9 protein-coding genes and 1 pseudogene are annotated in these 10,331 nt (G+C 72.2%); 9 read left to right on the plus strand and 1 reads right to left on the minus strand.

From position 1 onward, the window contains the following. The 8 genes and pseudogenes from GTW40_RS04550 to GTW40_RS04585 form a co-directional block, all read left to right on the plus strand. Positions 1-129: pseudogene (locus GTW40_RS04550) on the plus strand (DUF3499 domain-containing protein); the annotation flags it as partial. A gap of 104 nt (positions 130-233) precedes the next feature. Then, positions 234-1,598 (plus strand): phosphomannomutase/phosphoglucomutase, encoded by a 1,365-nt coding sequence (locus GTW40_RS04555; protein ID WP_161178847.1) that lies wholly within the window; start codon positions 234-236, stop codon positions 1,596-1,598. Between the two features lie 99 nt (positions 1,599-1,697). After that, positions 1,698-1,889 (plus strand): Trm112 family protein, encoded by a 192-nt coding sequence (locus GTW40_RS04560; RefSeq protein ID WP_161178848.1) that lies wholly within the window; start codon positions 1,698-1,700, stop codon positions 1,887-1,889. Between the two features lie 82 nt (positions 1,890-1,971). Beyond that, complete coding sequence (locus GTW40_RS04565; RefSeq protein WP_161178849.1) at positions 1,972-3,099, plus strand: SIS domain-containing protein; 1,128 nt, start codon at positions 1,972-1,974, stop codon at positions 3,097-3,099. 101 nt (positions 3,100-3,200) lie between these two features. Further along, positions 3,201-4,352 (plus strand): mannose-6-phosphate isomerase, class I, encoded by a 1,152-nt coding sequence (gene manA, locus GTW40_RS04570; protein ID WP_161178850.1) that lies wholly within the window; start codon positions 3,201-3,203, stop codon positions 4,350-4,352. Between the two features lie 130 nt (positions 4,353-4,482). Next, complete coding sequence (locus GTW40_RS04575; protein ID WP_161178851.1) at positions 4,483-5,463, plus strand: cation diffusion facilitator family transporter; 981 nt, start codon at positions 4,483-4,485, stop codon at positions 5,461-5,463. Positions 5,464-5,787: 324 nt separating this feature from the next. Next, on the plus strand, positions 5,788-7,245 hold the full coding sequence (gene ahcY, locus GTW40_RS04580) for an adenosylhomocysteinase (RefSeq protein WP_161178852.1): 1,458 nt from the start codon (positions 5,788-5,790) through the stop codon (positions 7,243-7,245). Positions 7,246-7,352: 107 nt separating this feature from the next. Continuing rightward, positions 7,353-7,967 carry a hypothetical protein gene (locus GTW40_RS04585; RefSeq protein ID WP_161178853.1) on the plus strand — a complete coding sequence of 205 codons (615 nt, stop codon included), beginning with the start codon at positions 7,353-7,355 and terminating at the stop codon, positions 7,965-7,967. A 45-nt stretch (positions 7,968-8,012) separates the two neighbouring features. Here the strand turns inward: GTW40_RS04585 and GTW40_RS04590 are convergent, their stop codons facing one another. Further along, complete coding sequence (locus GTW40_RS04590) at positions 8,013-8,918, minus strand: RDD family protein (RefSeq protein ID WP_161178854.1); 906 nt, start codon at positions 8,916-8,918, stop codon at positions 8,013-8,015. Positions 8,919-9,046: 128 nt separating this feature from the next. Here GTW40_RS04590 and GTW40_RS04595 point away from each other — a divergent pair, with 128 nt between their 5' ends. After that, a complete protein-coding gene (locus GTW40_RS04595) occupies positions 9,047-10,054 on the plus strand; it encodes a stage II sporulation protein M (RefSeq protein ID WP_161178855.1) in 1,008 nt (335 codons plus the stop codon). Positions 10,055-10,331 lie beyond the last annotated feature (277 nt).

Genomic DNA, 10,331 nt, shown 5'->3' on the forward strand with positions numbered 1-10,331 from the left:
GCCAACGCCGTGCGCGAGGCGGCCCGCCCCCAGGAGCGCGCGGCCGGAGCGGGCGGCGCCCGCACCGCGGACCCCATGGAGGTGGCCCGCCGGGGTCATCTGCGGGTCCTGCGCTCCCCGGACAACTGACGCGCCGTCCGCCCCCTCGCACCGCCCTTGTGGTGTCCCCGCCCCGGCCGTTCGCCCAGGGCGGGTAGTTTTGGGCATCCACAGGACTTTCGGGAGGCTGGGCCGTGACTGCTGATCTGTCGCAGATCGTGAAGGCGTACGACGTGCGCGGAGTGGTCCCGGACCAGTGGGACGAGTCCCTCGCCGCGCTCTTCGGCGCCGCCTTCGCCGCGGTGACCGACGCCCGCGCGATCGTCGTCGGCCACGACATGCGCCCCTCCTCGCCCGGCCTGTCCCGCGCCTTCGCGCGCGGCGCGGCCGACCAGGGCGTGGACGTCACCGAGATCGGCCTCTGCTCCACCGACCAGCTCTACTACGCCTCGGGTGCGTTCGGCCTGCCCGGCGCGATGTTCACCGCCTCCCACAACCCGGCCCGGTACAACGGGATCAAGATGTGCCGCGCGGGCGCCGCCCCGGTCGGCCAGGACACCGGGCTCGCCGAGATCCGCGAACTGGTCGAGGGCTGGCTGGAGTCGGGCGCCCCGGAACCGGCCGCCGTGCCGGGCACGCTCACCGCGCGCGACACGCTGGAGGACTACGCCGCCTACCTGCGCTCCCTGGTCGACCTGACCGCGATCCGCCCGCTGAAGGTGGTCGTGGACGCGGGCAACGGCATGGGCGGCCACACCGTCCCGACCGTCCTCGCCGGGCTGCCGCTGACCGTGGTGCCGATGTACTTCGAGCTGGACGGCACCTTCCCGAACCACGAGGCCAACCCGCTGGACCCGGCCAACATCGTGGACCTGCGCAAGCGGGTCGTGCAGGAGGGCGCCGACCTCGGCCTCGCCTTCGACGGCGACGCCGACCGCTGCTTCGTCGTGGACGAGAACGGCGACCCGGTCTCCCCGTCCGCGATCACCGCGCTCGTCGCCGTGCGCGAGCTGGCCCGCAACGGCGGCTCGGGCACCGTCATCCACAACCTGATCACCTCGCGCACGGTCCCCGAGGTCGTGCGGGAGCACGGCGGCACCCCGGTCCGCACCCGCGTCGGCCACTCCTTCATCAAGGCCGAGATGGCCCGCTCCGGCGCGATCTTCGGCGGCGAGCACTCCGCGCACTACTACTTCAAGGACTTCTGGAACGCCGACACGGGCATGCTGGCCGCCCTGCACACCCTCGCCGCCCTCGGCGGCCAGGACGGCCCGCTGTCCGCCCTTGTCGCCGCGTACGACCGCTACGCGGGCTCCGGCGAGATCAACTCCACCGTCGCCGACCAGGCGGCCCGCCTCGCCGCGATCCGCGCCGCCTACGAGGGCCGCCCGGGCATCACCCTGGACGACCTCGACGGCCTCACCGTCTCCGCCGACGACTGGTGGTTCAACGTCCGCCCCTCCAACACCGAGCCCCTGCTCCGCCTGAACGCGGAGGCCAAGGACGAGGCCACCATGGAGAAGATCCGCGACGAGGCACTGGCGATCATCCGCGCCTGAACCGGCGCCGACCGTCCGGCCCCGGCCGTGCCGCCGTACGGCGGTAACCTGACCAGCACATCCGTGTACATCCCGTACCGCCGCCCGAAGGGACACCCCATGGCGCTCGAAGCCGGCCTCCTGGAGATCCTGGCCTGCCCGGCCTGCCACTCCGCGCTCAAGGAGCAGGACGGCGAGCAGGACACCGAGGGCACCGAGCTCGTCTGCACCGGCCAGGACTGCGGACTGGCGTACCCGGTCCGCGACGGCATCCCCGTCCTGCTCGTCGACGAGGCCCGCCGCCCGCTGTAGTACCGCCGGGCGCCGGAGCCCCACCGCGATCCGCGCGCCCGACCACACCGACAGGATTCCCGGCGACCGGAGGCAGCCGCCCATGCTCGACGAATCGCTCCTGGACACCCCGGAGGGCCTCGCCGAGGCCGACCGCCGAGGGCTCCTGCGCGGCGCGGCGGAGGCCGGCGCCCGGGTCCGTACGGCCGCCCGGCACGCCGTCGAGGCGGGCGTCGGCGCCCTCCGGCCGGACGGCCGTCCCCGCGCGGTCCTGATCGCGGGGCCCGGAGCCGCCGCCACCCACGCCGCCGACCTGCTCGGCACCCTGGCCGGACCCGGCAGCCCCGTCATCCGCCTCGCCCCGACCGGCGTGGCCCCCGCCCCCGGCGCCCTGCGCTGGGAACTGCCGGGCTGGGCCGGTTCCGTGGACCTGCTGCTGATCGCCACCCCCGACGGCGGCGAACCGAGCCTGTCGCTCCTGGCCGAACAGGCCTACCGCCGGGGCTGCTCCGTCGTCGCCGTGGCCCCCGCCGGCACCCCGCTCACCGAGGCGGTCGCCGGGGCACACGGCCTCTTCGTCCCCATGGCCACGGCCCCCTACGACCAGGGGGAGCCCGTCGCCGGGTCCTCGTCCGGCGTCTTCTGGGCCCTGCTCACCCCGCTGCTCGCCCTGCTCGACCGCGTCGGCCTGCTCGCGGCGGACCCGGAGGCCCTGGAGAAGGTCGCGGACCGCCTGGACCGCGTGGCCGAGCGCTGCGGCCCCGCCATCGTGACCTACAGCAACCCGGCGAAGACCCTGGCCGCCGAACTGGCCGACGCGCTCCCGGTCGTCTGGACCGAGGGCACCTCCGCGGGCCCGGCGGGCCGCCGCTTCGCCGACGCCCTCGCCGAACTCGCCGGACGCCCCGCCCTGGTCGCGGAACTCCCCGAGGCCCTCGCCGCCCACAGCGCGCTCCTCGCGGGCCCGCTCGCCGCCAGCGCCGACCCCGACGACTTCTTCCGCGACCGCGTGGAGGAGGCACCCGCCCTGCACGCGCGCGTGGTGCTGCTCCGCGACCGCCCCCTCGGCGGTCTCACCGCCGCCCCCGCCGCCCGTGACCTGGCCCTCAGCCACGACACGCCGATCAGCGAACTCGAACCGGAGGAGGGCGCCGATCTGGAGACCCTCGCGGAACTGATCGCCGTCACGGATTTCGCCGCCGTTTACCTGGCGCTCGCCTCCGCCACCTGACCTTGCTCCCGGACCGCCCGCCCGCACACCCGGGGGCGGTCCGGCCCGCGCCCACTCCCGGGCACCGGCCGCGCAGCGCACGTACGGAGACAGAGAGACACATGGACCGCCTCGACAACACCGTCCGCCCCTACGCGTGGGGCTCGCCCACCGCCATCCCGCAGCTCCTCGGCACCGAGCCGACCGGTCAGCCGCAGGCCGAGATGTGGATGGGCGCCCACCCCGGCGCCCCCTCGCGCACCCCGCGCGGCCCGCTCACCGAGGTCATCGCGGCCGACCCCGAGCGCGAACTCGGCGCGGCCGCGGTCGCGAAGTTCGGCCCCCGGCTGCCGTTCCTGCTCAAGATCCTCGCCGCGGGCGCCCCGCTCTCCCTCCAGGTCCACCCCGACCTCGCCCAGGCCCGGGAGGGCTACGCCGACGAGGAGCGCCGGGGCATCCCGGTGGACGCCCCGGACCGCAACTACAAGGACGCCAACCACAAGCCCGAGCTGATCTGCGCGCTCACCGAGTTCGACGGCCTGTGCGGCTTCCGGCCCGCCGCCGAGGCGGCCGCGCTGCTCGAAGGGCTCGGCGTCGACTCCCTCAAGCCCTACGCCGACATACTGCGCGCCCGCCCCGAGGACGCCGCCCTGCGCGAGGCCCTCACCGCGATCCTCACCGCCGACCCCGAGGACATGGCCCGCACCGTCGCCGAGGCGACCGCCGCCTTCACCCGCCTCGGCGGCCCCTACGCCCCCTACGCCGGAACAGCCCGGCACTTCGCGGGCGACCCCGGCGTCATCGCCGCCCTGCTGCTCAACCACGTCCGGCTCCAGCCCGGTGAGGCCCTCTTCCTCGGCGCGGGCGTCCCGCACGCCTACCTCGACGGCCTGGGCGTGGAGATCATGGCCAACTCGGACAACGTCCTGCGCTGCGGCCTGACCCCCAAGCACGTCGACGTCCCCGAACTCCTGCGGGTCGTCCGCTTCGAGTCGGGCGACCCGGGAGTGCTGCGCCCCGAGGCATCGCCCGAGGGGGAGGAGGTCTACGAGACCCCGATCGACGAGTTCCGGCTCTCCCGCCTCGTCCTGCCCGGGGGCGGCGCCGTCCGCGACCTCACCCGCGACACCCCGCAGATCCTGCTGTGCACGGCGGGCACCGTCCGCGCGGGCGAGCACGAGCTGTCCCCGGGCCACTCGGTCTACGTCCCCGCAGGTGAGCGCGTCGAGGTGGCCGGAACGGGCACCGTCTTCCGCGCCACTGTGATCGTATGACCGGGCTTGTGGACAGCTGACGCCCCGCCACCCGGTGGGCTGCAACAATGGCCCACCGGCAAAGCACCGGCAAAGACGGGTACACGCCGAGACGGCGTAGACGTACGACAGTGAAGGGACACGCGGACACATGAGCGCGTCAGGCGGTACGAAGGCGATCGTGGCGGCACTCGGTGCCAACCTCGCGATCGCGGTCGCGAAATTCGTGGCGTTCGCGTTCAGCGGCTCCTCGTCCATGCTCGCGGAAGGCGTGCACTCGCTCGCCGACTCGGGCAACCAGTTCCTGCTGCTCATCGGCGGCAAGCGCGCCCAGCGCGAGGCCACCCCGCAGCACCCCTTCGGCTACGGCCGCGAGCGCTACATCTACGCCTTCCTCGTCTCGATCGTCCTCTTCTCCATCGGCGGCATGTTCGCCATCTACGAGGGCTACGAGAAGATCAGCCACCCCCACCCGGTCGAGCACTGGTACTGGCCGGTGGGCGTCCTGGTCTTCGCGATCATCGCCGAGGGCTTCTCCTTCCGCACCGCCATCAAGGAGTCCAACGAGCTGCGCGGCAAGCTCTCCTGGGCGCAGTTCATCCGCCGCGCCAAGGCCCCCGAGCTGCCGGTCGTCCTGCTGGAGGACTTCGGCGCGCTCATCGGCCTGGTCCTCGCCCTCATCGGCGTCGGCGTCGCCATCCTCACGGGCGACGGCGTCTGGGACGGCATCGGCACCGTCTGCATCGGTGTCCTGCTCGTCCTGATCGCCCTCGTCCTCGCCGCCGAGACCAAGTCCCTGCTGCTCGGCGAGGCCGCGGGCCTGGAGGACGTCAAGAAGATCGAGGCCGCCATCGTCGACGGCGACACGGTCACCGGCGTCATCCACATGCGCACCCTCCACCTCGGCCCCGAGGAGCTGCTCGTCGCCGCCAAGATCGCCGTCGAGCACGACGACACGGCCACCGAGGTCGCGCACGCCATCAACGCCGCCGAGGCCCGCATCCGCGAGGCCGTCCCGATCGCCCGCGTCATCTACCTCGAGCCCGACATCTACAGCGAGGCCGAGGCCGCCAAGGGCCCGGACCCCAAGGCCACCCCGGGCGGCCCCACCCCCCACCCGGCCGATCACTGAGCCACCGCTCCGGCCACCCGGTCACCTCGTCCGACGGGGCCCGCCCACACCCGGGCGGGCCCCGTCGGACGTACCGGACACCCCGCCGGCCCGAGATGCGGACTGGGGCAGCCCGCATCTCCGGTGTTAGCTTGGGACGGAGCCAGACGTCGCTGCTGATGGCGGTCGGGCGGTCCCGAGCGGACCGTCCGAGGGAGAGAGGGCCTCCGACGGACTGCGCTGCGCGCCCGGGCACGCCCGTGCCCTCTTCTCGGGCACCCTTGTGTCCGCCGCCGCGCAGACCAGCCCCACCCACCTCGCCCCAACTCCGAGGAGCAGCCCGCAATGACGACTGTCGACAACCGACAGGACTTCAAGGTCGCCGACCTCTCCCTGGCCGAGTTCGGCCGCAAGGAGATCACCCTCGCCGAGCACGAGATGCCCGGCCTGATGTCGATCCGCAAGGAGTACGCCGAGGCACAGCCGCTGGCCGGCGCCCGCGTCACCGGCTCCCTGCACATGACCGTGCAGACCGCCGTGCTCATCGAGACCCTGGTCGCCCTCGGCGCCGACGTCCGCTGGGCCTCCTGCAACATCTTCTCCACCCAGGACCACGCGGCCGCCGCCATCGCCGTCGGCCCGAACGGCACGCCCGACAACCCGCAGGGCGTCCCGGTCTTCGCCTGGAAGGGCGAGACCCTGGAGGAGTACTGGTGGTGCACCGAGCAGGCGCTGACCTGGCCGAACAGCCCCACCGGCGGCCCGAACATGATCCTGGACGACGGCGGTGACGCCACCCTCCTCGTCCACAAGGGCGTCGAGTACGAGAAGGACGGCAAGGTCCCCGGCGTCGAGACCGCCGAGTCCGACGAGCACCGCGTCATCCTCGAACTGCTCCACCGCACCATCAGCGAGGGCTCCCAGAAGTGGACCCAGCTGGCCTCCGAGATCCGCGGTGTGACCGAGGAGACCACCACCGGCGTCCACCGCCTGTACGAGATGCAGCGCGACGGCGACCTGCTCTTCCCGGCGATCAACGTGAACGACGCCGTCACCAAGTCGAAGTTCGACAACAAGTACGGCTGCCGCCACTCCCTGATCGACGGCATCAACCGCGCCACCGACGTCCTCATCGGCGGCAAGACCGCCGTCGTCTGCGGCTACGGCGACGTCGGCAAGGGCTGCGCCGAGTCCCTGCGCGGCCAGGGCGCCCGCGTGATCATCACCGAGATCGACCCGATCTGCGCGCTCCAGGCGGCGATGGACGGCTACCAGGTCACGACCCTCGACGAGGTCGTCGACAAGGCCGACATCTTCGTCACCACGACGGGCAACAAGGACATCATCATGGCCGACGACATGGCCAAGATGAAGCACCAGGCCATCGTCGGCAACATCGGCCACTTCGACAACGAGATCGACATGGCCGGCCTCGCCAAGATCCCCGGCATCGTCAAGGACGAGGTCAAGCCGCAGGTCCACACCTGGACCTTCCCCGACGGCAAGGTGATCATCGTCCTGTCCGAGGGCCGCCTGCTGAACCTGGGCAACGCCACCGGTCACCCGTCGTTCGTGATGTCCAACTCCTTCGCGGACCAGACCCTGGCCCAGATCGAGCTGTTCACCAAGCCCGACGAGTACCCGACCGGCGTCTACGTGCTGCCCAAGCACCTGGACGAGAAGGTCGCCCGCCTCCACCTGGACTCGCTCGGCGTCAAGCTGACCAAGCTGCGTCCGGAGCAGGCCTCGTACATCGGCGTCGAGGTCGACGGCCCCTTCAAGTCGGACCACTACCGCTACTGAGCGATCCGGGCAGGCCCCCGCACCCCCGTGTCGGGGGCCTGCCCCGCTCCGGCCGACCGTCGGCTCTCACGGCCGCACCGTCAGCCCGCCAGACCCCGGGATCCGCCATGCCGCGTGGCCGCTATTCGCTTCACGATCCGCACGATCACACCCCTCTCGCGGAAGAACACTTCCACTGCGCCCCCGGCCCCTCCGGCTGGCGCTACGTCTCGCAGCTGACCACCCCCACCGGCGACCACACCGGCTCCGTCGACCTCGCCCTGGACGACCTCGGCCGCCCCCTCCGCCTCGAAATCCACGCGGGCGACTGGCAAGTACGCGGCGCCGCCCTCGACGGCATCTCCTGGGTCCGCACGGACCCCACCGGGACTCAGGCCACCGAAGGCAATGTGCGCGCCCACGCCTTCACCGGCACGTCCCCCGCGTTCCTCGTCGCCACCGCCCGTCTGCTCCGCCTCACCCCCTCGTCCTCCGCCACCCGGGTACGCCTCGTCGCCCTCACCGATCCGGTACTCGCCCCACGCACCGTGGACCAGTCCTGGGCCTTGGTCGACAGAGAAACACACGCCACTGACAACGGCCCCCTGATCGTGGACGCGTACCAGGTCACAGCCCTGGACACCGGCGAACAGCACACCGTGCACCTCGCCGGGGACGTGGTCCTGTCCGCCCCCGGGATCGAGCTGGAAGACCTGCAGACCCCACCGTCGACGTTCGACTGAGGACCAGGGGTTACGGAGGACCAGGGTTGCGGACCGGACCGCCGCTCACGCCGGGGGAACGAACCCGGTGGGCCGGGAACCGGAATCCTGCGGCTTCACCGCGGCCGGCCGCTCCACCGGAGCCTCGTACACCCGCGCCGCTCCCGGCGCGGCCCAGCCCGCACCACTCGCCACGTCTCCACCGGGCACCGGCCCATGAGCCGCGCCGTCCGCCCGCACCGGGGCCTGACGGGCCTGTCGCTCCTGGACCACGGCGGCCAGAAAGAGCGCCGGAGGCAGTTGCTGCGGCACGGTCGTCCCCGTACGCGCCGCGATGTCGGCCGCGAGCCGCCCGGCCATCGCCGCGGAGACCTGCGGATCGAGCTGACGCATCCGCCCCAGGTACTGCCGCACGGCGAGCCAGAGCCCGTCCGGCACCGCCGACAGATCCAGCTCGGCGAACCGCCCCGCGACCCACGGCGGCGGAGCCGGCATCGGCCAGGACCGCCCCACCGGAACCCGCTCCCGCACCACCAGCGTGCCCGCGAACACATCCCCGAGCCGCCGCCCACGCGCCGACACCAGCGACGCGATGCACGCCACCACCCCGAACGTCATCAGGATCTCGACCACCCCGACGGCACCGCGCACCAACGCGTGCCGGAACCGGATCGGCCCCCCGTCGTCCCGCACCACCCGCAGCCCGAACATCAGCTTCCCCAGCGAGCGCCCGTGGCTGAGCGTCTCCACCGCGATGGGAGCACCGATCAGGACCAGCAGGAAGACGGCTATGGACAGCGCCATCTGCGCCGCGTCGTCGAGCGACGCGGTCGCCAGCAGGACCACGACCGAGACACCGATGTACACGCACATGGCCACGACCAGATCCACGAACACGGCCAGCGCCCTGCTCGGCAGCTTGGCGGGCCGCAGTTCGAGCGCCACCGCCTCCCCGGTCACCAGCTCACTCATGTCCCGCCGCCCTTCCCCTCGTCCGCCCCTTGAGGCAAGTCTGCCAAGCTGAGCACACATCGCGTTGCGGTAGGACAAGCTGACAGCAGCACGCGCAACGACGACCGGCCGAGGAGCAGGCAGACCCGATGGACCTGGACGTGTTCGTCTACGCACACCGAGCCGAGTGGGACCGCCTCGACGCTCTGACGAGCCGCAGGCGTCGGCTCAACGGCGCCGAGACCGACGAGCTGATCACTCTCTACCAGCGGACGGCCACCCATCTCTCGCTGATCCAGTCCAGCGCCCCGGACCCCCAGCTGACCGGCCGGCTGAGCAGGCTGGTCGCCCGAGCGCGCAGCGCCGTCACCGGAACCCGCCGCGCCTCCTGGCGCGACGCGGCCCGCTTCCTGACCCAGGGCTTCCCGGCCGCGGTCTACCGGGCCCGCCACTGGTGGGTGCCCACCGCACTCGTCTCGACGGCCGTCGCGATCCTCCTGGGCTGGTGGATCGGCGCGCACCCGGAGGTGCGCGCCACCATCGCGGCCCCCGACCACCTCCGCGAGCTGACCCGCCCCGGCGGCGAGTACGAGACCTACTACTCGAGCCACCCGGCCGCCTCCTTCGCCGCACAGGTGTGGACGAACAACGCCCAGGCGGCCGCGATGTGCCTGGTCCTGGGCATCTTCCTGGGGCTCCCCGTGCTCTGGATCCTCTTCGAGAACATGCTCAACCTCGGCGTCGGCTTCGGCCTCATGTCCTCCGCCGGCCGCCTCGACACCTTCCTCGGCCTCGTCCTCCCGCACGGCCTGCTCGAACTGACCGCGGTCTTCGTCGCCGCCGGTACGGGCCTCCGCCTCGGCTGGACCGTGATCGACCCCGGCCCGCGAAGCCGTCGTACGGCACTGGCGGAAGAAGGACGCGCGGCCGTCGGCATGGCCATCGGTCTCGCCCTGGTCCTTTTCGTCTCCGGCGCCATCGAAGGCTTCGTCACCCCGTCCGGCCTTCCCACCTGGGCCCGCATCGGCATCGGCATCGTGGCCGAGCTGGCGTTCCTGGCCTACGTCTATGTCCTGGGCGGCCGCGCGGCCCGTGCCGGAGAAACGGGCGACCTCATGGCGTCCGAGCGCAGCTCGACCGTCCCCACCGCCGCCTGATGTGCGTAAACGGCCTGTGAGCTGCTATTCTTCCGATCGCCCCAAGAAACCCGTTGACACGGGCGGACCGGGGAGGTAGAGTCAAACAGTTGCCTGGAGCTGGACAAGCTCAAGGTTGACCGCTAGAATCTATCTGCTCCTCGAAGAAGTCGCTCAGGCGATTCCGAGAAGCAAATTCCGATTACTCAGAAATGAGCGGCCGGTAAGACCGGCCAAAAACTTCTGATAGAGTCGGAGCCGCCGGAAAGGGAAACGCGAAAGCGAGAACCTGGAAAGC

The sequence above is a fragment of the Streptomyces sp. SID4985 genome (genome assembly GCF_009863025.1).
GTDB lineage: Bacteria > Actinomycetota > Actinomycetes > Streptomycetales > Streptomycetaceae > Streptomyces.

Coding starts and splice junctions, on each gene's coding strand:
- GTW40_RS04560 (WP_161178848.1), top strand. CDS start 1,698: ATGGCGCTCGAAGCCGGCCTCCTGGAGATCCTGGCCTGCCCGGCCTGC.
- GTW40_RS04565 (WP_161178849.1), top strand. CDS start 1,972: ATGCTCGACGAATCGCTCCTGGACACCCCGGAGGGCCTCGCCGAGGCC.
- manA (WP_161178850.1), top strand. CDS start 3,201: ATGGACCGCCTCGACAACACCGTCCGCCCCTACGCGTGGGGCTCGCCC.
- GTW40_RS04575 (WP_161178851.1), top strand. CDS start 4,483: ATGAGCGCGTCAGGCGGTACGAAGGCGATCGTGGCGGCACTCGGTGCC.
- ahcY (WP_161178852.1), top strand. CDS start 5,788: ATGACGACTGTCGACAACCGACAGGACTTCAAGGTCGCCGACCTCTCC.
- GTW40_RS04585 (WP_161178853.1), top strand. CDS start 7,353: ATGCCGCGTGGCCGCTATTCGCTTCACGATCCGCACGATCACACCCCT.
- GTW40_RS04590 (WP_161178854.1), bottom strand. CDS start 8,918: ATGAGTGAGCTGGTGACCGGGGAGGCGGTGGCGCTCGAACTGCGGCCC.
- GTW40_RS04595 (WP_161178855.1), top strand. CDS start 9,047: ATGGACCTGGACGTGTTCGTCTACGCACACCGAGCCGAGTGGGACCGC.